The organism is Bacillus sp. MT94 (assembly GCF_058792475.1).
The window spans coordinates 469751-493211 of sequence record NZ_JBXAEZ010000001.1 but is presented as its reverse complement, the minus strand read 5'-3'; the positions used below and the strand labels follow the sequence as shown (position 1 = coordinate 493211).

Here is a 23461-nt window from a genome sequence, read left to right as displayed (position 1 = left end):
TTAACGAAGTAAATTCTCTTTTTCTAAAAATTGTTTTGCGACTTCTTCACTACTTTTACCATTTACGTTAACTTCATAATTCATTTTTCGCATTTCTTCATCTGTAATCTTTCCAGATAATTTATTTAATACCTTTTCAAGTTCAGGATATTTCTGTAACGTTTCTTTTCTTAATAATGGTGCCCCTTGATAAGGTGGGAATAACCCTTTATCATCTTTTAGCACTTTCAGTCCGTATTGCTCCAATTCACTATCTGTTGAATATGCATCAATTACGTTAACATCTCCAGATTGAATTGCGCTATAACGCAGCTTCGGCTCCATCGTTTTAACATTCGAGAACTTATAGTTATATAATTTTTGCATTCCTTTATAACCATCTTCACGATCAGCAAATTCCAATGTAAACCCTACTTTGGCTTCCTGCGCAACATTCCCTAAATCAGAAATTGTATTTATATTCTTTTGATCTGCTATTTTTTTCGGCATGGCTAGTGCATATGTATTGTTATACTCCATTGGCTTCAACATAACCATATTATATTTCTTTTCCATTCCAATGCGAGCCTGATCATATACTTCATCACGATTTGTGCTCTTTGGTTCTTCTTTCACGAAAGTAGATAAAGCTGTTCCTGAAAATTCTGGGTATATATCTACTTCCCCGGATTTCAACGCTTCAAATACAAATGCTGTTTTTCCAAGACCTGGTTTTAATTGTACGTTTAAATCGGTATCTTGTTCAATAAGCTGCTTATACATTTGAATTAAAATTTCAGGTTCTGATCCAAGTTTGCCCGCAATAACAATATCTTTCTTTTCTGTACTCCAAAGAAATGGAGAAGCAATCATTACTACAACTATACATATCGTCAATATAACACGCTTAGAAGAGCGTTTCGGTCGTTCAAGTATGCGAAGTACTATATCAAAGAATAAAGCGAGTAACGCGGCTGGTACGGCCCCTAAAATGATAAGTGCATGATCATTTCGATCTATGCCTAATAAGATAAGCTTACCGAGCCCACCAGCACCAATGAGAGCTGCTAATGTAGCCGTTCCAACAATTAATACCATCGCTGTACGAATACCGGCCATAATGATAGGCAATGCAAGAGGAAGCTCTACCTTCCACAGCCTTCTCCAACTATTCATCCCCATAGCTCTCGCGGCTTCTATTAGTGATTCATCTAATTCCCTTATTCCTGTATATGTATTTCGTAAAATAGGTAATAGTGCATACACAACTAATGCAATAATCGCTGGAAGTTTTCCGATTCCTACTAACGGAATTAATAGTCCGAGTAATGCAAGTGATGGCACTGTCTGCATTACTGCAGAAGTTCCTATTATAAATTCAGCCATTCGTTCTTTTCTTGTTAATAAAATGCCAAGTGGCACCGCTATAATTACTGCAAAAAATAATGAAATAAGCGATATTTGTAAATGCTCACTTAATGCAGTTAGTAATTCTATTTTTCGTTCTTGGAACGTTTGTATAAAATTAGTCACTGTTTAGCCTCTTTCCTTCATTTGTTCAACAATATAATTGACGATATGACGACTTGTTAACGCTCCAATATATTGACCGTTTTCTTCAACTGGAACGATTTCCTCATCACGCACACGAACTAACGCTTCTTGTAAAGAAGAATGTAATGATAGTGCCTGCCCTTCTAATTGCACACTTTGATCAAGCGGCAATACATCTGCTACACTTTTCTCCTCATACCAAGTTCGTCCACGATTTCCAATGAACTCCTCTACAAATTCATTTTTCGGATTATGTATAATTCCTTCTGGTGTATCTAGTTGAACAACTTTTCCTTCTTTCATAATACAAATGCGATCTCCAAGTGATAATGCTTCTTGCATATCATGTGTTACGAACACGATTGTTTTTTGAATCTTTTTTTGCAACTGTACAATATCCTTCTGAAGCTGTTCCCTACTTAATGGATCTAACGCACTAAATGGTTCATCCATAAGAACGATTTTCGGGTTTGCGGCTAATGCTCGCACGACACCGACACGTTGTTTTTGTCCTCCTGACAATTCATCAGGCATACGATCTCGATATATATCCGGATCTAATCCAACCATATGTAACAAGTCATCGACGCGTGCTTTTATTTCCTTTTTGCTCCATTGCCTCATTTCAGGAACAACTGCAATATTTTCAGCGATTGTCATATGAGGAAACAAAGCGATTTGCTGCAACACGTATCCTATATCCCAACGTAATTCGTTTATATTATATTGTTGAATATCTTTTCCATCGATTAAAATCGATCCTTCAGTCGTTTCGATTAAACGATTAATCATCTTCATTGTCGTTGTTTTCCCGCAACCACTCGGACCGATGAGAACGAAAAATTCTCCCTTTTTAATTTCTAAATGCAATGAATCCACTGCTTTCGTGCCATCTTCATACGATTTTGACACATGATTAAATTGAATCACAAACACAACTCCTTTACTGTTGTTTCCTTTATTTTGATGGAATATGGCATTCATTTCAAATGATACGCTTTTAAATTAAAAAAGAGCTCGCATTTGAGCTCTAACGGTCGAACAATATTGTTTTCATAATAGCAGCATATTCGCGAACATACATTTTTCTCTTAGAACGAATTGGTGTTTCAGCAGCTAGCGCCTCCATCTTCATGCCTAAACGCTTTGCAATTATTTTCGTTCGATATAAATGATATGTATTACTTACAACTACCGCATGTTTCACATTATATAAATCCATACTAAATTTTAAGTTTTCATACGTATTTGTAGATTGATCTTCTATTAAAATACGACTCTCATCTATACCGTGTACCATTAAATAATTTCTCATGCTATGAGCTTCCGGTATATCTTCATCTTCTCCTTGACCACCTGAAACAATTACTTTCGCTTCAGGATGGGAAAATAAATACTCCAACGCTACATCCAAACGATTTTGAAGAGATAAAGACGGTCTATCTCCAAATAACTTTGCACCCAGTATAAGAACGTACGGAGAGTGATAGCTCAACTTTTCACGAGCAACTTTGTTCATTCGAAACGTCATATAAATGATGTATAGTGGCGGTAATAATAAAATTATAAGAAAGATCCATTTGTTCATAAATAAGTATTCACTCCCTTTCTTGTTATTATATAGAAAAAGAAAGGGAGGCAGAAGTGTTTTTTCAAACGATTGATTTATTAGAAACATGCGCCGCTACTTTACGTTGTGATAGTACATAATAAATAGCGATTCCTAATGAGAAGATCAATATGCAGCTTAGTACGTAAAACGGCAGCATGACTCCCACTTTAGATACACCCGCTGTAAACAACATTAATAATAAAATTCGTATTCCAGTACCAATTAGGCGAAATAAGCTGTCTACACGTCCCATTACTTCATTTGGAATTTCCTCCATCATCAATACATTTCTCGCCACTCTTGTCCCCGCATTTCCAATTGCATGAAAAATCGCTAGTCCATATAACAACATTACGGAAGGTTCAATACTCATTGCGGTAATTGAAATTACATAAATGAACATCGTCATAACGATTGAAACTTCTGTTTTGACATATTTCATTATGAGTGGAATACAAATTCCTGCAACAACCGCTCCGACACCGTACATCGTGCCCTCTACTGCGTATACAGAGGCATTGGCTTTGAGTATATCCGAAATATACACGGGTATTAAATAATTTGCCATCATGACACCTATAAACGGCATATAAGTAGCCAGTAAGAACCAAAAGAGCTTAGGACGTTTTTTCATAAAGTGAATTCCTTCAAACAATTGCTTCTTAAATGTTATTTTTCTTTTCACTTCTTTTTTCTTTACGTACGGTATACATAAGAAAAGAAAAAATGCTCCAGCAAAAGTTAACATGTCTACTAACAAAATCCACTTCAAAGATACAATTTCAATTAAGAAGCTCGCGGCCGCTCCAGAAATAACTTGTGTTAACTGTCCTTGTATTTCCATCGTTCCACTTAAACTTTTATAATGTTCCGCTTGAAATATCTCTTGGTTGAACGCAAATATTGTAGGATAAAATAATAAATAGTAGAATGATCCGGCTATATAAATAAGAATATAGTGAATAGAATGATAAGGTTGCCCAGCAAATCCCCATATAACCATTATTCCAATTACGGCAATTCCGATTCCTTCGTTACATAGCAATAAAGATTTTCTTGAAAAACGATCAATACTTTGCCCAATGAATGGTGTTAATAAAAACATAATGAGGGTTGCAATGATAGAAACATAACCAAACGTTGTCTCTCCTCCACTCTCTTTAATTAACAGCCACGGAATCGTTATCATAACAATTCCGGAACCAATAGCAGATAGACTATTGGCCCCTAGAATGTAATACAATCGAGAATCATGATAAAGTGAGGACATATCACTCCACTCCTAGTTGCTTTTTCACCTCTTTATATACGCTCATATATGCTTTTAATTCTTTAACTACATCATGAATTAATGGTTTGGCATCTTCCCCAAGTTCACCATCTTGCACATGTAATCCATCAAGCACAACTTGTTTTGGAATGGCATTTGCATAAACACCTCTAGCGACCGTTCGCATGCTGTTTAATGCATTTATTCCACCTTTACCGCCACCAGCAACCGCTAACAACGCAACTGGTTTATGAATAAATTCACTACTACTTAAGTAATCTAAAGAGTTTTTCAGCGCACCGCTCATCGCATTATGATATTCTGGTGTACATAATACAACCCCATCCGCAGCTTTCACTAACGTTTTCAATTTTTTTACTGCCTCTAAATCACGTTGTGACTCTTCTCCATTGTATAAAGGTAACTCCTCAATTGCTAAATCATATAATTCCCCTTCAAATTGATCCGCAATATATTTTGCCACCACGCGAGTTCTACCAAATTTTCTTGGTGTACCGTTAATAACGACTAGTTTCATGATTATTTCTCCCCTTTGTTTTCAAGTTCTACTTATATATTATCAGAAATTTCTATACAAAACACAATATAAAGAGTTAACTTGTTTCATAAAATAGTATGATAAACAAAAAAGAACTCATACTTTCGTATGAGTTTCGCACAATTACTTCGTTTCATCTCTCAGACTCAATGTACCTAAACTTTCATTTGCTTCAAAATGATTATATGCTTTTCCCGCTAATTTTTTCCGTTCTTCTGGTAATTCTATATATTTCATTACGTTTTCAATTATTTTTTCGTACGGAGTAAATACAATTCCCGGCCACTCTACCTCATCTTCTGGATTACTATTTTCAGAAATAATAAATTTCTTATTTGCGACTGCATAAGACACGCGAGGTGTTTCAAGAATTCCTGATAAGTAAAAATGAATATTTAATATAATTTTAGCTCTAGCAATCAATTCATTTCTAACAATTCCCCACGCATTATTTTTAAAAACTATATTTAAATTTGGGGCAATCGCTTTTAGATGATCAAAAATAGCTTGCCGCCTCGGATTAAGAGCACCTATAAACAGAATATCAATATCTTCAGTAATGTCATCTTCAAATGCATCTTTTTTTATTTCCAAAGTTGGAGCATAGTTCATTTTTACATGTTTTATTTCTTTTCCTACCCCTTTTTGTTTTAGCCATTCTATATTTTGTTTACTATAATCCCAAATCACTCTATCTTTTAATAATATTAAATAAAGGGGGTGTGCATATGGACTTCCTTCGTATAGCTGTTCTAAATTATAAATAATTGCATCTTTCGGAAGAAGATTCGGGTTATATGCGTATGTATGTGCTCCAAAAACAACTGTATTCTTTACATTTTCCAGTATTGTTTCTGATATAATTACTGTATTTCCCTCCTGCTCCAACCGCCACTTTAAAGCTCGCGCAACATCTATGAAACTACCGTATGTCTTTGGGCATATAAAAAGACAATAATCATATTCTTTATTCAAATAAGCTTCCATTAATTTTAAATTATTTTTATATAAATCTACATCCGGATGTTTAAGCACTAACTCATTTGCATGTTTTCTTGCTACTTTATATAATCCAGCATAATAAGCAGCGATGCATCTTCTTAATTCGATTCTTTCACGATGTTCATCTAATACATCCATGTTTAAAAGAAGATTTGCGATACAATACGCTTTTAAATGATCACGGTCATAATAATAGTCTAGTAGTGGCATCAATTCTTCATACGTATTTCCATGCACCGATTCTCCTAGTTCAATCGCCCATCGCATTAATTCCATGATTACTCCACTACTCCTTTAACCGAAAATGTATTTAATAAAATTTCGCATTATTCTCTACTACATTTGCTATATGAAATGGAATCTCTTCTTTAATCGATTCCAAATACTTTTGCGACACGGCCCCTAAATGTTTTTTATGAGGTATATAGAAAGCACTAATAGAAATTTCATAGTCAAATAAGTAATCATACACATGATAATCTACAAATAAAAGATCATCCTTTGGAAAAGGAATTTCCTTCCCTTGCAGAGCATACATCAAAGCAATATTGTTTTGAGATCGTAATCGATACAACCTTGCAAGTTGGTATAATGGTTCAGCCCGGGTTGGTCTATATTCCCACGCTTTTTGAAAATAAAAAACAGCTAATGCTAAATATTGCTCTTCTTGCCCTTTAACAGTTTCTTTTTCATCAGCATCTGTCACTTCATTTTGTTTATTTGCTGAACGATTTGCTAACTGCTCATAACAAAATCCTATTCGCAATAACGAATAGAATACCTCTTCAACCCACCCCCCTGCTTCCACTCGTTTTTTATACCATTTAATCGAATCTTCAAATTGACTTAAATGAAAATAAGTTTGGGCTAAATAAAATAAATATCTTATATGCAAATCTGGCGTTGTTTCTGGGTCATTTATTCCTTGTAACAACAACCTCTCATCTCTTTCAAATTTATCAGCTTTACTCCCGCCATCTCCGGGATCATTCACGACAAGAGTCTCTAACCGATCTACCCTCGTATTGTAATTCGCTCCAACTTTTGAACGATCTATATCCCAGTACTCATGAGTAACACCGACAGATTTCCATGGTAAAGAAGCTTTCAAAAGACGTGTAAGCCAATATTTAATATGAACATCATATTGCAATGTAAGATAATGATCTTCCGTTAAGCTCGTTTTATCGAAATTCGGATCAACCTCTAAAATCATATCCGCATCTAATATTAATAAATAATCTGCTTCTGGATATGTTTTTTGCGCTAATGAAACAGCTAAACTTCTGTTATAACCAAAGTTTTTAAACGGCTCATGATGAACCGTCCCGGGTATCTCATTTTCCTTACACCAATTTCCAATAATTTCAGGCGTATTATCCGTCGATCCAGTATCACAAATAGAAACATAATCTACAATTGATTTTGTTGCATTTAAACATCTTTCCATAATTCTAGACTCATTTTTGACAATCATACAAAGACATAACTTTTTTTCTTCCTTTACAGACTTCACTTGCTCATTTCCCATTTAACCACCTCATATTTTATTAACACGCTCTTCTCATATGTAACAACATTTTTTAGCTATACTGATGACATAAGCACCCTTTTACTATTTATGAAAACTTCATTTTATTTATTCTTACTTTTATGTTGGGACATATTTCATGCTTCGCTTTATATTTGATACAATCAATACAAAAAAACATAATACGGGAATCCGTACATTTCAAAGTCTAAGAGGAGGTTATATTTTGTTGGATTACATTTGGCTAGATGACAAATCACCAATTTTAGAACAACTACCAAGTAATTTTAAATCTGCAGCTATATTGCTACATCCATTTGTCCAAATGCCTTTAGGATGGGAAAAGTCTGTGAGAAAAAGACCATATGAGCACATCTATCCTAGCGCTGAAGAAATCATTCACAATGGGAAATCCGTTTCTTGGAAGGAAATGATGTCTTGTAGTGGATTACATTCATACGCAGACCTAGCAATGGCCATGTTGACTTCCATTAGTGCCTTTTCAGAAAAATATAAAAGAGAGGATTTAGCTGAAAAGCTACATTCAAACTTAAAAAAAGATCTTTATTATCCAACAGAAGATTATACGTCTATATTTTTATTACACAAATTACTTAAACTCCTCGGTTCTAAAGGTGCAAAAAATCTATATTTCTCTGAACCAATTCTTAATACAAACGGATTATTACAGGTAAATAATACTACTCCATTAGATATTTGGGACATTAGCAATAATGAGTTAATTATTACTGGAGAAGACAATGAGTATGCGTTTATGAGTATATACGATTCCTTTACAACCTTATTATTAGCTAAAGAAGAAAATATAGAATATATTGTTCAATCAATGAATGTTGAAGCTGTCATTTGTGACAAAAAAACGATGATTGATTGGTATTTTTAAATTAGTAATTTCTTAAACTATAAAAAAGAAACTTGCGCTTATGCACAAGTTTCTTTTCAAAAACATCCTTATTTTTTTACAACTTCATGTCCACCGAACTGATTACGTAGTGCTGAAACTACTTTTCCATGGAATGTATCATCTTCCTGAGAACGATAGCGCATAAATAATGACATCGCGATTACTGGTGCCGCTGCTTGTAACTCAAGCGCAGTTTCAACAGTCCATTTCCCTTCTCCTGAAGAGTTCATTACACCTTTAATGCCATCAAGTTTAGGATCATCTGCAAATGCTTTTTCAGTTAAGTCCATTAACCAACCGCGGATTACTGATCCGTTCGCCCATACTTTTGCAACATCTTCATAATTGAAATCAAAGTCACTCTTATCTAGTACTTCAAATCCTTCAGCAATTGCTTGCATCATGCCGTATTCAATACCGTTATGAACCATTTTTAAGAAATGACCACTACCAACGCGGCCAGCATAAGAATAGCCATTTTCTACTGCTAAATCTTTAAATAAAGGTTCTAATTGGTCGTAAATTTCTTTTTCTCCACCAACCATTAAACAAGCACCGTATCTAGCTCCTTCTACACCGCCAGATGTACCGATATCTACATAATGTAATCCGAAGCTTTTTGCTTCTTCAGCACGGCGTAACGTATCTTTATAGAATGAATTTCCACCTTCAATAACGATATCACCTTCATCTAATAACGGATACACATCTTTTAATACTGACTCTACAACTTCTCCTGCAGGCACCATTACCCAGATCGTACGAGGAGCTTCTAATTCAGCGATCATTTCTTTTAATGTATGACGTGCAGTAATTCCTAGTTTTCCTGCCTTTTCTACAAGCTCTTTATTTACATCGTATACAACTACTTCATGCTTGTCTTCATGTAAGTGTTCAGCTAATGGGAATCCCATTTTTCCTAATCCAATTAATCCTAGTTTCATATTAATCAATCTCCTATTCTATACAAATATATTTAATATCGAAATTAGCCCAAGTGCTACTACAGATAATATAGTCTCCATTGCAGTCCATGTTAATAACGTTTCTTTCACAGTCATTCCGAAATACTCTTTAATCATCCAAAATCCTGAATCATTCACGTGTGATAAAATTAATGACCCTGCACCTGTTGCAAGTGCTAATAATTCAACATTTACACCTGGTGTACTTGCTGCAATCGGCGCAACAATACCAGCTGCTGTCATCATAGAAACAGTTGCCGATCCTGTCGCAACTCGGATAAGTGCAGCAATTCCCCATCCAAGTAATATTGGTGAAATATGTGATTCTTTCGCCATTTCAGCAATTGTAGTACCAATTCCAGAATCTAATAATACCTTATTAAATGCACCACCAGCACCAATTACTAACAGTATGTTTGCAATTGGCCCAAGGCAATCATTTGTAAATTGTAATACTTTATCTTTAGAAAATCCTTTTGCATAACCAAGGCTAAAGAAAGAGTAAATGGTTGCAATTAATAAAGCCACAATCGGATCTCCAATAAAGTGTAATACTTTTGCTAGTTGACTCGTTTTATTTAATGCAACTTCTGCTATTGATGCACCAAGCATAAGAAATACTGGAAGTAAAATTGTAAACAATGTATTCCAAAAGCTAGGAAGCTCTTTTTTATTATCTTTTTCAACAAATTGCTCCGCTATATCTAATGGTACTTCCTTATGTATACGAGCACCAATCCATTTCCCGTAAAGTGGACCTGAAATAATTGCAGTTGGAAGTCCGACAATTAACGCATATAAAATTGTCTTCCCTACATCTGCTTTAAAAATACCAACTGCCGCCATTGCTGCTGGATGCGGTGGAACAAGTCCGTGTACGACTGACAGTCCTGCTACTAGCGGAATACCGATTGTAATAAGTGATACCCCAGTTTCTAACGCAATTGTAAATACTAACGGAATTAATAGTACAAATCCAACTTGGAAAAATACCGGAATCCCTACTAAAAATGCAACGAACATCATCGCCCAGTGAACTCGTTTCTTCCCAAAACGATTAATTAATGTGTTAGCGATACGTTCAGCACCACCAGATTCGGCCATCATTTTTCCAAGCATCGTTCCTAGTGCTAAAACTATTGCTAAAAATCCTAACGTATTACCAAGCCCTAGTTTAATAGAATCAATAATTCCTGGATCTTTTGGTGAAGTTCCAATTAAAGGCATTCCCATTGCTAACCCTACACCAATTGCTGTTAAAATTAATGCGACAAATGGATGCCATTTTACTACCGTAATAAGTAAAAGTAGTATGACAACTGCCGCTAGTACGATCCCAACTACCATTTCTCCCAATCCCCCTATTGTTTACGTTGGAAAGCAGCTATACAATCAAATTCTTCTTTCAAGCGATTGTAAAGTCGTTCATACATATAAAACATTTCTAAATATATAGCCGTATTTTCTTTATTCGGTACATGATGATGGACAATATCAATCCAATCCTTTACCTCTTCAAGAGAATCAATTTTTCCTACAGCATATAAAGCAACTGCCGCTGCCCCAAGCGCAGATGCTTCATGACTTTCAGGTACAAACAATTCTTTTCCCATCATATCGGACAACATTTGTCTCCAAAATGAAGATTTTGCAAACCCTCCTGAAACTCGTATTTCAGTAAGTGGCCCTGTACAATCCCTGATTGCGAGTGCTACTGAATATACACTCATACAAACACCTTCCATCACTGCACGTATAAAATGTTCTCGTTTATGTTGAAGATTGATTCCAAAGAATGTACCACGAGCGTTGGCATTCCAGTAAGGTGCGCGTTCTCCAGATAAGAAAGGTAAAAACAATAGCCCATCCGCTCCAGCTGGTACGCTTTCTGCATATTTAATTAATAAATCATAAGGATCAATGCCGAGCTTTCTTGCTACTTCTTGCTCTGGACTACCAAATTCATCACGTAACCATCTCAGTAATATTCCGCCGTTATTCGTTGGACCACCGATTACCCAGTGCTCATCTGTTAATGCGTAACAAAACGTTCTCCCTTTCTCATCTGTATTTATATTTGATGAGATTGTTCGAACCGCACCACTCGTTCCAATCGTAATTGCAGCCGCACCCGGTGATATCGCACCAACTCCTACATTTGCAAGAACCCCATCACTTGCTCCGATGACAATTGGTGTTTCTGCACTTATCCCCATCTTCTGTGCTAATTCTGGCTTCATACCTGATAAAATATATGTAGTGGGTACAGGGGTTGATAATTGTTCTGGTGACATATGTAACATAGTCAAAACATCTTCATCCCAGTTTAATGTTTCTAAATTAAATAACCCTGTAGCAGAAGCAATCGAATAATCAACTACGTAGCGTGAAAATAATTGGTAAATCACATACTCTTTAATGGAAATGAATTTATAGGCACTTGTATATAACTCTGGTTCCTCTTCTTTCATCCATAACAATTTAGAAAGTGGTGACATCGGATGAATCGGTGTACCTGTACGTCTATAAATTTCATGCCCATTCATTTGTTGTAATAATTTTTCTGATTGCTTCGTACTTCGATTATCTGCCCAAATGATAGAACGCGTTAATGGCGCACCATTTTCATCTACTGCAATTAATGCGTGCATAGCTGTACTAATACCGATTGAAGAAATATCTTCTGGTAATACATTACCTTTTTCAATGGCAACGCTTACACTTTTGTATACAGCGGCACATATTACATCAGGATCTTGCTCAGCCCATCCTACATTCGGTTGAATAATTGGGTAATCGATTGCATGTGATGCAATGACTTTTCCTTTTTCTGTGAACACAACCGTTTTTGTACTTGTGGTACCGATATCAATCCCGATTACTCTCCCCCTTGTTTCCATGCGAATCTTCCCTTCATTTCTAGCAAAATACGATTTAGTAAACCGTTTACATGAATTAGTATATAAAATATTTTTTCATTTATCAAGTTATAAAAAGAAAATTTTTTTCAAAACAAAAAGTAAATCCCCTCATTCCATTTCACTTATATACTAAATTTAGCTTTTCCGTGCGGTAAAATTACGTTATCTTCTTTACGCAATACACTCTTTCCTCTCATTAACAACACATACATAGTCCTCCATACGTTCTACTCATTTGCATGAAAAAGCGTTGAAAAGCAATATTCATTTTTAGGGATCACGTTACATAACCATCAAGCCAAGAAAAGTAACTACCCGCAGAATGAGAATTCTGTGCATTTTGCTCTTGTTTATTGTTTTAGTTTCACTAGTCTTTTATCTTGATAAACATAGAGCGCGGCCCCCTACTATCAATTTTTTATCTTGTAAATATATCTTGCATACTATAAAACCGAAAAGTATTTTTATTTTTCAGAAAAATAAAACAATAATATAGAATTTATTGTATAATGTTGTAAAAAGATGTCGGAGGGATTTAATGTTAAATAAAATATCTCAATTCACAATCAAGCTTTCATCAATTCTTTTATCACTCTTACTATTATTAAATTTACCTTATTTATTTATCACTCAACAAGGGTTTACCTTTCAACCAATTTATTTTTTTAATCAGATCGTTACCATGTTAAAACAGGTCTTCTCCCCTGAATCATTAGTGATTATAGGATCAGACCCGAAGTTTGGCCATTTCAAAAAAACACCATTATTTCCAACTGTTTTAGAACCTTACCTATATTCATTTACTATATTATTTTTAGCCTTTTTTCTTGCTCTCTTTCTATCATCTAGCATGGCATTTTTTTATTTTTTAGCGAAAGATTATATAAAAAAATGGATAAACCGAATTGTGTTCATATTAGAAGCTGTCCCTGATATGATGATGATGATTTGTTTGCAAATATTCTTCATATGGGTACTTCAAAAATTCGGGGAATCTCCTGTCACTATTATTTCTTTTAATGAAAATCGAGCTTATTTACTCCCTATTTTATCATTAGCTGTCTTACCTACATTACAAATGTTTCGGATGATGGTGTTATACATAAAAGAAGAAGAAGGAAAACATTACGTAGAGGTTGCATATGGAAAAGGCCTTTCATCAAGTTATATACTCTGCATTCATTTATTCAAAAATATATCTATCCACTTCTTTCACCATTTAAAAACGATTTTTGTTTTCTTACTTTCTAATTTATTCATTTTAGAATTTGTTTTTAATATGGAAGGCATTATTCAATTTCTATTTAATAAGGCGTTTGTTTCACCTCCCGCTGCATTTATCATACTTGTTATGATTATTTTACCGTTTTATGCCCTTTTCCACATAGTCTCATTCATGATGAATAGATGGAAAAAGCAATTGAAAGGAGTATCATTATGAAATCTATTTGGAAATCAAAACGATTTTTAATCGGCTTTACTTATCTATTCATACTTATTTCAGCTAGTTTTATTTATAGTTGGTTCTTTAAAGATAACATCCCAAAACCTCCTCAGTTACTTTACAATGACAATAACGAATTACTTGGAAAGGCCCCCTTTCCGCCTTCGTTAATTCCACCTTTTGGATCTGATCGTTTTGGAGAGTCTGTTTTCTTACAAATTGTAGAAGGAGCAAAATTCACTATTTTATTAGCCGTGGCAATTAGCTTCTTTCGAATTTTATGCGGAACATGTATAGGAATCCTCTTAAGTTTATTTGCTCCAAAACTCAAGAGATTTTTCCAGTCATGCTCAGAAGTTTTTTATTATATTCCAACTCTATTTATCGCATTCATACTCATCACGCCTGTTAATATTATAATCACATCAAATGCTGATGGGGTAGATCCAAATATTTCATTTACGTTTTATCAAGTACTCGTACTTATTTTCGTCGCTCTGCCTACACTTTCTTTATACATATCCTCAGAGGTTGATGAATTTATGAAACAAGATTACATCTTAAGTTCACAATTACTGGGGGCTAGTCGTTTTCATATTATAAAAAAACACTTACGAGTCTTATTACTTGACCGCTTATTTGTATTATTTATGGAACATATCGTCCAAACACTCATACTCGTTATCCATTTAGCGTTGCTTAACATTGTAATTGGCGGCATACAAATGCGTGAACTCTATGACGGAGTGCTCAAACCTGTTTCTCTATCTAATGATTGGGCAGGCCTTATTGGATTAAATCGTAATGAAATGAATCTTTCATGGTGGATTATTTTTTATACTCTCGCTTCATTCTTTATTACGATTCTATTTATTAAGCTTATGACCATCGGGATTCAAGATGCACTGAAAGCAAGAGATTCGCAAATTGTAGCAATTCAAAACGTTCCAGATCATAAAAAATTTGTTAAACATAAAGATTCTTTTTCGTTTGCAAATAAAGTAAACCTTTAATCATTTCTCATTAATCAAGTATTAATTGGCATCGATATTAGTAGAAAATAAAGAAGATGATCCCTATTAAATACAGGGATCATCTTCTTATGCTGTCTAACTTTTTTACATGTCCTTTGCTAGACTCATGCTTTTTATATTTAAAGTGAATTATTTGCAATCACAATTATGTTTTTTAAAATCAATTACCATACGCCCTTGAATTCTACCTTGTTCCATTTCTTCGAATACATTTTGTACTTTATCTAGCGAACAAGTTTGAACAACCGGCACTACTTTTCCTTCTGCCCCAAACATAAACGCCTCTTCCAAATCTTTACGAGTACCCACTAGAGAACCAACTACTTCAATTCCATCCAGTACAAGTCGCGGGATGTTTAAGTCCATTGTTTCTACTGGTAGCCCTACTGCAACTACTTTACCGCAAGCACGTACTGCATCAACCGCTGAGTTAAAGGCTACTTTAGAGACTGCTGTTACTACCGCAGCATAAGCGCCACCAAGCTCCTCTTGAACAATTTTATCAGCAGGACCTTGAGAAATTGGATTGATAGTCATATCAGCACCAACTTCTTTCGCTAAGGCTAATTTGTCGTCATTAATGTCTACTGCGATTACCTTTGCACCAAATACATTTTTAGCATATTGGATAGCTAAGTTACCTAATCCACCGCAGCCATAGATTACAATAGGTTGACCAGGTTTAATATCTGATACTTTAATAGCTTTATATGTAGTTACACCAGCACATGTAATTGATGATGCTTGAGCAGGATCTAATCCTTCTGGTACTTTTACCGCATAATCAGCTGTAACGATACATTGTTCAGCCATACCACCATCTACTGAATAACCTGCGTTTTTAACTTCACGGCAAAATGTTTCTCTACCAGTTACGCAATATTCACAACGTCCACAAGATTGGAACATCCATGCAATACTTACACGGTCACCTATCTTTAGCGAATTAACATCATCAGCTATTTTCGTAACAATACCTACACCCTCATGACCAAGAATACGGCCATCAGTGTTACCAAAATCATGATTCGCAACGTGTAAATCAGTGTGGCAAACTCCACAATACTCTACATCTACTAACGCTTCGCCTGAGCGTAACGGACGTAATTCTTTTTCAATCACTTCGATGTTTGCTTTGCTGTTTTTATTAACCACTACTGCTTTCATATGTGATCTCCCCTTTAGTGTTTTAGCGTTTTAATGAGTTTATCTCACAACTACTTTCCTCACTACTTTGGCTAGTTATTGTACCAAATTTAAGTGTTCAATCATCATTACATCTTCATCATAACATGACACTTCATAAACAAATTGTGAAATTATGAACAATATTTGAATTATTACACAAATCGGTCTTTATTTTAAATTTTTAAAAATGAAAGTTTATCACTGACTATAAGTAAGTCATACATTTCTAAAAGAAAATACAGTAACAAACTTCTCATCGATAAAAAAGCTCTTCACTCAATATTTTCTATATTTAAACACTTAGTTTCACAGTAATAGCCTTTACCGCCAACATAAACTTTTTCTATTTTATTTTTGCTATTGGTTGCTAATTTAACTAATATTTCAGAAGGCAAGTGTAATGAATAACCTTGTTCAAATACATAGACTTCTTTTTGCAAGTAGTGCTGTTCATAAAGGTAGCAAGCTAATGCACCGTTTGAAGTTCCAGTCGCTGCTTCTTCATTAATGTCGTATAGTGGAGCAAAATTTCTGCATATAATTCGATTGTCATTAAAAGTATATAGATGCATCCCGACAACATTATAATACTTGCTGATTTCTTTAATTTTTTCAAAATTAGGTTGTAGCGCATGTAATTGTGTTTCGCTTTTTATAGGAATTAAAATATCTTTTAAGCCCGTGGAGACAATTTGAATTGGGTAATTATTGTCTATATCTTTAATGTCAAAACAGTTGATGAACTCGTTTGGAGATACAACATCATAGAATATCGGTTTGTTTTGTTCCATGAATATGATGTCATCTTTTATAGTAATAGTAAGAACACCGCTGTTCGTTTCAATTGTATAGCGATTCTTGAAATTTTTATTTAAATGCATCAGTATCGTGAAAGAGCCAATTGTGGCATGACCACATAAATCAACTTCTTCTTTTGGTGTAAAATACTCAAATTTATAATCAGCAATTTCAGATTCTGATATAAATGCGGTTTCCGCATAACCCAGTTGTTTCGCTATTGTCATTTTTTGAGTAGTGGTCAATGTATTTGTATTCTCAATAAATACCACTCCTGCTTTATTTCCGCCTTTATGATCCTTGCTAAATGCACTTGCAACATAAACAGATATTTTCATAAGACACCTTCCTCGCCTATAGTAAATTCCAATATAATAATCACTATATATAAATATAATTGGATAAATTATCAATAAAACAAGAGACAAACTATTTTTTTTAGCATTTGAACTCTCCAAAAATAGTTTGTCTACAATCTGAAAGCTCTTCATTTGAAGAGCTTTTTTATATTCGCTTCATCGAAATCGTTTCACGTATACTTTGTAAATTTTTTAGTGTTTCTTCTTGTCGCTGCAACGACAACCCTACATACAAAGTATCTAATAAGCTTAACTGTGCTAATCGTGATGAACTTGCTTCTGTACGGAATTCAGTCTCACGTGTTGATGTATATAACGTTATATCAGCAAGCTGACTTAATGCTGATTTCTTATAGCTCGTAATCGCAATAATTTTGGCCCCTCTTGCTTTCGCTACTTCTAACGCTTCAAGTAACCCTTTATTGCTACCAGAATGAGAAATGCCAATAACAACTGAATTTTCCGAGAGTAAACCTGCTCCCATAATTTGAAAATGCGAATCAGTATGAGCGATACAAGAAATACCCGTTCTCATAAACTTATGATACGCATCCATCGCAATAATACCAGAGCCACCATTTCCATAAAACTCAATTCGACTGGCTTCTTGCAAGGCTCGTACAGCCTGCTCAAGTGCTGTTTCATTTAGCAAATGTAAAGTATCTTGCAGTCCTGTAATATGCGAATGAAAAACTTTTTTAGCAACAGTTACCATACTATCTTCTGCTGATACCTCTTCATGAATATTTTGCATCGGTGTATGTACAATTTCACGAGCTAATGTAATCTTTAAATCTTGAAAACCTTGCAAACCAAGGTGTTTACATAAGCGGAATATCGTCGCTTCGGAACTACTCGTAACTTCAGCTAATTCTGTAATAGATTTATGTACAACATCTTGTGGATGTTTCAAAATATGTTCGGCAATACTTCGCAATTTCGGTGATAAACCATTCAACGAAGCCTGAATCTTTCCAATCCCACTCCTTGTACCAGGCATAGCATATCCTCCTCTTCCATCGTAGCTTTATCCTGTAAAAACCGATTAGTTTAACTTTATTGTACCTAATTATTGAAAGAAGAAAAACCTATATTAGGGATTACTATAAATTTTAATTGCTCCTATGTATTCTATCATACGATGTAACAGAATTATTCATGCTTATGAATAATTCTCCCCATGTTTCACTGCGTATAATGCGGCTTGCGTACGATCATCCACTTCCAATTTAGCTAAAACGTTTGAAACGTGTGTTTTCACAGTTTGTTCTGTAATATGAAGTTCTGCTGCAATCTCCTTGTTGCTTCTTCCTTTCGCAATTTCGCGAAGTACCTCTTGCTCTCTTTTCGTTAACATTGAAAAAGGATTTTCTATTTCCTTCTTTACTGCGGTACGCCCCATTAATGCAGGTGTTACTTTCGGGTGAAAATTCGCATTTCCTTGATGTACTGCAATAATAGAAGCGACAAGTTGCTCAGGTTGTACTTCTTTTAATTGATAACCATCTGCTCCAGCTTCAAGTGCTGGTATAACATAATCTTGCTCTGAAAAACTACTTAATATAAGTACCTTTATCGTCTCATCGTATTGCTTTAGACGTTTTGTTGCCTCAATTCCATCCATTTTCGGCATCGATACATCCATTAGTACGACATCCGGTCTTTCTTTTTGCACGAAATGTAATGCCTCTTTGCCATTTTCTGCTTCCCCAATAATTTCAAATTCTTCTCTCGTTTTCAAAAAGAATACAAGTCCTCTTCGAACGATATGATGATCCTCAACTAGTAGCAATTTAATCTTCAATCTTATTCTCCCCTTCAAATCGGCAATTGAATTTCTATTTTTGTACCCTTTCTCAGCTCTGTTATAATTTGAAACGACCCCTTCATTAACTGAATACGTTCCTTCATACTTTTCAGGCCAAGTGCTGACTCCCTTACTTGCTCTTGTATAAATCCTATTCCATTATCTTCTATGTAAAAATGTAACTGGTTATTTTCTATTTTCAAAAGAACATGTACCTTTTCACACGAAGCATGCTTTTTACAATTATGTAGCGCCTCTTGGCTAATACGCCATAAAACTTCTTCTATTTCATCCCCAATTGAAACCATCCCATCAATTCGAACTTCCACTTGAACTCCTAATAACTTCCCGTAATTTTGAATTGCTTCTGCTAACCCTTTCTCTAATCCTTCAGGTCTTAATTGCCAAATTAATAGAGTCATCTCTTGTAATGCTTCTTGTGATAATTCTCCAATATAACTTAACGTCTCTTGCAATTCTCTATCTTGCGTCATATTCAGAGTACCTTTCGCTGTTAGCATAATAGAAAATAACAATTGTTTTACTGAATCATGTAAATCACGTGCAAGTCGATTTCTTTCCGCTACCACTACATATTTACGTTCTTTCTCAACTAACTGAATACGTTGTATTGTCGTTCCAATTTGAAATGCAATTGATTCTAATAATGCTAACTCTTCCTCTGAAAAATGAGTCTTATGAGGCGCAGCCACATTTAGTAGACCAAATTTTTCTGATCCAGACCTAAGCGGAATTGTCGCATGATGTGTAACATCTTCTGTCTCTCCCCAATTACATTCAATTGCATCTTCTATTCGCTTACATTCAATAATATTAGTCGCTTTTTCTAATCTCCCATTCACAAAACGTTCTACACACCAACAGTTTCCTTCACACATCGGCTTCTTCTCTTGCCACGTAAGAGCCTCTGGTAAATTTTCGTCTACAAGCATGCTATGCTTTCCACTTTCATCAATAAAGAATATCCACCCTGTTTGTAAATTCATTACTTGTAACAATGTATGCAACACTTTTTCTAACATATCCTGTAAGTTTGTTGCTTCATTTAATAATTCAGCAATTTCTTTTAATGCTTCTAAACGATGCATCTCTTTTTCTTCAAAGTTCATTCTCATCACCAACTACAATTATAACATTAAGAAATTTCTAAATTCTATAAATAAAAAAAGAACCGAATCTCTTCAGCCCTTTCTTTATATCAATCATTTTATTATTGTTATTCTATCCAATGTTGGAATCAGAATTTTTGTTAACAAACGATTCTACTTTAGCTGTCCGATAAAGATTTTCCACCATGGATATGCTGTAAATTTTCAGTAGTAACAACCATATTCGCTGCTGGCATTTGCACTTGATTCTTATGAAACATAGACATTAATTCAAATCTTACTTGTCTAGAAGTTTCAAAATAATCTTCTGGCTTTATTAAACCTGTAATACAAAATTCATAGCCAACATATTTCAAGTTAGGATTTAAGTCTGTAACACCGACGTATTTAAATGGCTCAACAGCGTCATCCTCTACTCTATAAAGAGTTTGATCCAATTTTTCATTGCATATAACACATACTTCTTCTAACAATTCCTTCACTCTTGTTGGATCTTCCTGATAACTTACCGTGATGCGTTCAATTACACGCATCCATCCTTTATTAAAATTTTGTATTGTTCTAATCTCTCCGTGCGGGATGGTAAGTAGTTTTCCTGACCATTCACGAATTTGCATAAAACGAATACTAATCTCTTCAATAGTTCCTGAATTTGTTCCGTTAAAAGTTACAAAATCACCAACTCGAAACTCTTTGTCCGCTAATCTTGCAAAGCCTAATATAACATCTTTTAGCATCTGTTGTGCTGCAAAACCGATGACAACTCCAGCTATCCCTGCACCTGCAATAATACTTTTTATATCTACAAATTGGCTAATTAAATATATGATAAGACTGATGATAATGATATATCTAAAAATAGATCGAATTACACTTTGAATCGTCTGCTCTACCTCTTCATCAAAAAAGCTTGATTTCCTAAAAAACCAATCAATAATCCGGTTTATTACAAACGAAATAATGATTAAAACTAAAGCAAATAGTAAAAATCTTAAAAGTAAAAACTCCCTTACATAATTAAAAAATTCTTCAGTATACGTTAATAAACTCATCCATCCACTTCCTTAACTAATAAAAATTCTATACAAAGCTGCTATATTTTTAAAATTCATTAGACATTCTTCTATAAATATACCCTTTTTCATAACCTAAAGGGAGCTAGCAATTGAATTTTTTTATGACTTCACTTTAAGACTACACAACCCATCCCAATAAAAGGAAAACATTTACATAATATCGAATAGTTCATTTGAAAATATTATTACTCACGAGGGTTACAAGCAATGGGATATATTGAAGAACTAAGAGAAGTTGTTGGATCAAGACCGCTTAATTTAGCAGGCGTTGCGGTAGCTGTTTTCAATGAACAAGGACAAATACTACTACAACAAAGGTGAAATGGCATGTGGGGCGTTCCAGGAGGTTTTGTAGAACTTGGTGAATCTATAGAAGCAGCTGGAAGACGAGAAGTACTTGAAGAAACCGGAATCGAAATTGGTACACTTCAGCTAGCAACTGTGTTTTCAGGTAAAGAATGTTTTGTGAAATTACCGAACGGAGATGAATTTTACCCTATAACAATCGCTTACCTTTGCAAAGATATTACAGGTGGCTTGCTAAAAGCTGATGGAGTCGAATCATTACATGTACAATTTTTTAATTTAAATGAGCTACCACAAAATATTAGCCCATTCATAAAAAAATTAATTGAACAAAATGTCGTCTCAGTTTAAACGCAAAAAAGAGACCTTTTTAAAGGCCTCTTTTTCATTTCACTTCTGCATGTAAACAAGATTTAAAATGTCCAAGTGCAAATTCATGCCCTTGCGCATTAAAAGATGCAACTGCCTTTTCATAAACAACAATTTTAAATCCTTTATTATAAGCGTCTACTGCTGTGTGAAGAACACAAATATCAGTACAAACACCTACAAGATGAACTTCTTCTATTCCTCTTTCTCTTAACTTCATTTCTAAGTCGGTTCCTGCAAATGCACTATATCGTGTTTTATCCATGTAATATACATTTTCAGCATTTTTATATGTTTCGTATACATCTTGTAATTCCCCAAACAAATCTCTTCCACTTGTACCAGCTATATTATGGGGTGGGAATAATTTTGATTCTGGATGATATACATCATTTTTTTCATGTTTATCAATCGCAAAGACAACGTAATCTCCATTTTCAATATATTGCGTCGTTATATGTACAATTTCCTTCTCAATTTCTTGACCTGGTTTTCCGCAAGTTAAAGCACCTTTTTCCGCTACAAAATCATATGTATAATCAATATTAATAAGAGCTCGTTTCATAACTACTATCTCTCCTTCTTCTGTTTCACAGTAAACAATAGAAAATTTGTTATTACGACATCGTATGTACTATTCGACATTTCAAATGAAATACCTACATTTTTCTTGTAAAACTTACCTTAATTCGAGTTTATCATAAAGTGAAACTTTAATCATTGGAGAGTTTGTTCATCTCCAATGATTATTAGTTAAACCAATCGGACAGTTGATCTCCCACCTAATCTCCTCACATATACCGATTTTTAAGGCGAGGTCTTACTGCCCATTAATGCGGGATATAATAGATACACAATGGTAAAACAACTAGCTCCTATTACTAAGTCATGAATTTGGTAATTAAACGTAATTTGAATCACCTCTTGTATCGTAAACCAAATTACTGCCATCATTATACTAATCAAGACGATACGAATACACCGATTCACATCTTCAACCTCTTTCTCTGTCATAGTAGTAGCAAGTGATTTCTTCCTATTTAATCGTATTAGAAAACGAAACAAGTTATTCACTCTTGCACACTCTAGTCCAAATAAAAAAGCACACTACTTTTTTGAGTAATGTACTTTTTATTCTTATTAAGACGCAGGCTTTGTCTCAAATGTTGCTTGATTAAAACTAATAACCTTTCCTTTCGGGTCATTGTTTTCATACTGAACTGCAGTAATCGTATGACTACCTGTTTCAAGCGTCTTTTCTTTTAATTGTACTGTTGTCTGCGTTGTACTAGTTACTTGATGTCTATCTGTATACATTTGATCTACAAATATGAAGGTTTCTTTATCACTTTGAAAATTAGAAAGTTCTAATTCAACTTGCTGAATTAAAGTATCCTTTTTTATGAATACAGTCGGTATATTGCCATTTTCAGAAGTACCATCTGGAGTAATAACTTTTACTTTCCCTTCTCCAATTGACATTGCACCTTCAGGAAATACAACCATATTCTCATCACTTGCGTTTACAACTTGTTCTTCCTGTTTTGATTGCGCGTCCTCTTTTTCCTGTGGAGCACCGCAACCTACTAATAACAATACAGACAATCCAGTGATTATGAATTTTTTCAAAAT

Annotated in this window: 22 protein-coding genes and 1 pseudogene; 4 read left to right on the top strand and 19 right to left on the bottom strand. The window is 34.5% G+C overall.

Features of this window, described 5'->3' with window-relative positions:
- From AC1Q51_RS02420 to AC1Q51_RS02390, 7 genes are all read right to left on the bottom strand, one after another.
- Nucleotides 1-1512 (bottom strand): ABC transporter permease/substrate-binding protein, encoded by a 1512-nt coding sequence (locus tag AC1Q51_RS02420; protein ID WP_000181022.1) that lies wholly within the window; start codon nt 1510-1512, stop codon nt 1-3.
- Between the two features lie 3 nt (nt 1513-1515).
- Nucleotides 1516-2463, bottom strand: coding sequence for an ABC transporter ATP-binding protein (locus tag AC1Q51_RS02415; RefSeq protein ID WP_000614076.1), 948 nt, complete (start codon nt 2461-2463; stop codon nt 1516-1518).
- Nucleotides 2464-2563: 100 nt separating this feature from the next.
- Nucleotides 2564-3121, bottom strand: a complete 558-nt coding sequence (locus AC1Q51_RS02410) for a YdcF family protein (protein ID WP_001045713.1) — start codon at nt 3119-3121, stop codon at nt 2564-2566.
- Between the two features lie 64 nt (nt 3122-3185).
- Nucleotides 3186-4415, bottom strand: coding sequence for an MFS transporter (locus tag AC1Q51_RS02405; protein ID WP_000097170.1), 1230 nt, complete (start codon nt 4413-4415; stop codon nt 3186-3188).
- Between the two features lies 1 nt (nt 4416).
- Entirely contained in the window at nt 4417-4953 is a 537-nt protein-coding gene (locus tag AC1Q51_RS02400; RefSeq protein ID WP_000780355.1) for an NADPH-dependent FMN reductase, read from the bottom strand.
- A gap of 144 nt (nt 4954-5097) precedes the next feature.
- Nucleotides 5098-6252 (bottom strand): CgeB family protein, encoded by a 1155-nt coding sequence (locus AC1Q51_RS02395; protein ID WP_000422334.1) that lies wholly within the window; start codon nt 6250-6252, stop codon nt 5098-5100.
- A gap of 34 nt (nt 6253-6286) precedes the next feature.
- Nucleotides 6287-7507: a glycosyltransferase gene (locus AC1Q51_RS02390; RefSeq protein ID WP_492331342.1), complete on the bottom strand. Its 1221-nt coding sequence runs from the start codon at nt 7505-7507 to the stop codon at nt 6287-6289.
- A 139-nt stretch (nt 7508-7646) separates the two neighbouring features.
- On the opposite strand from AC1Q51_RS02390, the gene AC1Q51_RS02385 reads away from it, so the two are divergent.
- Nucleotides 7647-8411, top strand: coding sequence for a DUF2711 domain-containing protein (locus AC1Q51_RS02385; RefSeq protein ID WP_492331341.1), 765 nt, complete (start codon nt 7647-7649; stop codon nt 8409-8411).
- A 68-nt stretch (nt 8412-8479) separates the two neighbouring features.
- On the opposite strand, the gene gnd is transcribed toward AC1Q51_RS02385, so the two are convergent.
- From gnd to gntK, 3 genes are read right to left on the bottom strand one after another with little or no spacing between them, the layout of a single operon-like run.
- Complete coding sequence (gene gnd, locus AC1Q51_RS02380) at nt 8480-9376, bottom strand: phosphogluconate dehydrogenase (NAD(+)-dependent, decarboxylating) (RefSeq protein WP_000765981.1); 897 nt, start codon at nt 9374-9376, stop codon at nt 8480-8482.
- 18 nt (nt 9377-9394) lie between these two features.
- Entirely contained in the window at nt 9395-10744 is a 1350-nt protein-coding gene (locus tag AC1Q51_RS02375; RefSeq protein WP_492331340.1) for a GntP family permease, read from the bottom strand.
- Nucleotides 10745-10758: 14 nt separating this feature from the next.
- Complete coding sequence (gene gntK / locus AC1Q51_RS02370) at nt 10759-12297, bottom strand: gluconokinase (RefSeq protein WP_097821713.1); 1539 nt, start codon at nt 12295-12297, stop codon at nt 10759-10761.
- 559 nt (nt 12298-12856) lie between these two features.
- Between gntK and AC1Q51_RS02365 the strand changes: the two genes are divergently transcribed.
- Nucleotides 12857-13759: an ABC transporter permease subunit gene (locus tag AC1Q51_RS02365; RefSeq protein WP_090976463.1), complete on the top strand. Its 903-nt coding sequence runs from the start codon at nt 12857-12859 to the stop codon at nt 13757-13759.
- Entirely contained in the window at nt 13756-14775 is a 1020-nt protein-coding gene (locus AC1Q51_RS02360) for an ABC transporter permease (RefSeq protein ID WP_000836567.1), read from the top strand. Before AC1Q51_RS02365 ends, AC1Q51_RS02360 begins: the two co-directional genes overlap by 4 nt.
- A 150-nt stretch (nt 14776-14925) precedes the next feature.
- Here the strand turns inward: AC1Q51_RS02360 and adhP are convergent, their stop codons facing one another.
- From adhP to AC1Q51_RS02330, 6 genes are all read right to left on the bottom strand, one after another.
- The gene (gene adhP, locus AC1Q51_RS02355; protein ID WP_000649129.1) at nt 14926-15963 is read right to left on the bottom strand and encodes an alcohol dehydrogenase AdhP; all 1038 of its coding nucleotides are present in this window, start codon (nt 15961-15963) and stop codon (nt 14926-14928) included.
- A gap of 293 nt (nt 15964-16256) precedes the next feature.
- Nucleotides 16257-17120, bottom strand: a complete 864-nt coding sequence (locus AC1Q51_RS02350) for a PhzF family phenazine biosynthesis protein (RefSeq protein ID WP_075720258.1) — start codon at nt 17118-17120, stop codon at nt 16257-16259.
- Between the two features lie 166 nt (nt 17121-17286).
- Entirely contained in the window at nt 17287-18141 is an 855-nt protein-coding gene (locus AC1Q51_RS02345; protein WP_001119652.1) for a MurR/RpiR family transcriptional regulator, read from the bottom strand.
- 162 nt (nt 18142-18303) lie between these two features.
- A complete protein-coding gene (gene casR, locus AC1Q51_RS02340) occupies nt 18304-18945 on the bottom strand; it encodes a two-component system response regulator CasR (RefSeq protein ID WP_492331339.1) in 642 nt (213 codons plus the stop codon).
- Nucleotides 18946-18959: 14 nt separating this feature from the next.
- Entirely contained in the window at nt 18960-20078 is a 1119-nt protein-coding gene (casK, locus tag AC1Q51_RS02335) for a two-component system sensor histidine kinase CasK (protein ID WP_075720254.1), read from the bottom strand.
- 158 nt (nt 20079-20236) lie between these two features.
- The gene (locus AC1Q51_RS02330) at nt 20237-21130 is read right to left on the bottom strand and encodes a mechanosensitive ion channel family protein (RefSeq protein WP_069355526.1); all 894 of its coding nucleotides are present in this window, start codon (nt 21128-21130) and stop codon (nt 20237-20239) included.
- Between the two features lie 231 nt (nt 21131-21361).
- On the opposite strand from AC1Q51_RS02330, the pseudogene AC1Q51_RS02325 reads away from it, so the two are divergent.
- A pseudogene (locus AC1Q51_RS02325) lies at nt 21362-21811 on the top strand (NUDIX hydrolase).
- A 34-nt stretch (nt 21812-21845) separates the two neighbouring features.
- Here AC1Q51_RS02325 and AC1Q51_RS02320 read toward each other — a convergent pair.
- The 3 genes from AC1Q51_RS02320 to AC1Q51_RS02310 all read right to left on the bottom strand — a co-directional run bounded on the left by AC1Q51_RS02320 (nt 21846) and on the right by AC1Q51_RS02310 (nt 23458).
- Nucleotides 21846-22394 (bottom strand): cysteine hydrolase family protein, encoded by a 549-nt coding sequence (locus AC1Q51_RS02320; protein WP_000816771.1) that lies wholly within the window; start codon nt 22392-22394, stop codon nt 21846-21848.
- 242 nt (nt 22395-22636) lie between these two features.
- On the bottom strand, nt 22637-22903 hold the full coding sequence (locus AC1Q51_RS02315; protein ID WP_033667345.1) for a hypothetical protein: 267 nt from the start codon (nt 22901-22903) through the stop codon (nt 22637-22639).
- A 66-nt stretch (nt 22904-22969) separates the two neighbouring features.
- Complete coding sequence (locus AC1Q51_RS02310) at nt 22970-23458, bottom strand: putative periplasmic lipoprotein (RefSeq protein WP_000713495.1); 489 nt, start codon at nt 23456-23458, stop codon at nt 22970-22972.
- Nucleotides 23459-23461 lie beyond the last annotated feature (3 nt).

Bases quoted from the DNA above. Each gene is read 5' to 3' on its own strand.
- AC1Q51_RS02410 (WP_001045713.1), bottom strand. From the start codon at position 3,121: ATGAACAAATGGATCTTTCTTATAATTTTATTATTACCGCCACTATAC.
- gntK (WP_097821713.1), bottom strand. From the start codon at position 12,297: ATGGAAACAAGGGGGAGAGTAATCGGGATTGATATCGGTACCACAAGT.
- AC1Q51_RS02390 (WP_492331342.1), bottom strand. From the start codon at position 7,507: ATGGGAAATGAGCAAGTGAAGTCTGTAAAGGAAGAAAAAAAGTTATGT.
- AC1Q51_RS02360 (WP_000836567.1), top strand. From the start codon at position 13,756: ATGAAATCTATTTGGAAATCAAAACGATTTTTAATCGGCTTTACTTAT.
- casK (WP_075720254.1), bottom strand. From the start codon at position 20,078: ATGAACTTTGAAGAAAAAGAGATGCATCGTTTAGAAGCATTAAAAGAA.
- adhP (WP_000649129.1), bottom strand. From the start codon at position 15,963: ATGAAAGCAGTAGTGGTTAATAAAAACAGCAAAGCAAACATCGAAGTG.
- AC1Q51_RS02385 (WP_492331341.1), top strand. From the start codon at position 7,647: ATGCTTCGCTTTATATTTGATACAATCAATACAAAAAAACATAATACG.
- AC1Q51_RS02365 (WP_090976463.1), top strand. From the start codon at position 12,857: ATGTTAAATAAAATATCTCAATTCACAATCAAGCTTTCATCAATTCTT.
- AC1Q51_RS02330 (WP_069355526.1), bottom strand. From the start codon at position 21,130: ATGAGTTTATTAACGTATACTGAAGAATTTTTTAATTATGTAAGGGAG.
- AC1Q51_RS02350 (WP_075720258.1), bottom strand. From the start codon at position 17,120: ATGAAAATATCTGTTTATGTTGCAAGTGCATTTAGCAAGGATCATAAA.
- AC1Q51_RS02405 (WP_000097170.1), bottom strand. From the start codon at position 4,415: ATGTCCTCACTTTATCATGATTCTCGATTGTATTACATTCTAGGGGCC.
- AC1Q51_RS02395 (WP_000422334.1), bottom strand. From the start codon at position 6,252: ATGGAATTAATGCGATGGGCGATTGAACTAGGAGAATCGGTGCATGGA.
- gnd (WP_000765981.1), bottom strand. From the start codon at position 9,376: ATGAAACTAGGATTAATTGGATTAGGAAAAATGGGATTCCCATTAGCT.
- AC1Q51_RS02400 (WP_000780355.1), bottom strand. From the start codon at position 4,953: ATGAAACTAGTCGTTATTAACGGTACACCAAGAAAATTTGGTAGAACT.
- AC1Q51_RS02345 (WP_001119652.1), bottom strand. From the start codon at position 18,141: ATGCCTGGTACAAGGAGTGGGATTGGAAAGATTCAGGCTTCGTTGAAT.
- AC1Q51_RS02320 (WP_000816771.1), bottom strand. From the start codon at position 22,394: ATGAAACGAGCTCTTATTAATATTGATTATACATATGATTTTGTAGCG.
- AC1Q51_RS02375 (WP_492331340.1), bottom strand. From the start codon at position 10,744: ATGGTAGTTGGGATCGTACTAGCGGCAGTTGTCATACTACTTTTACTT.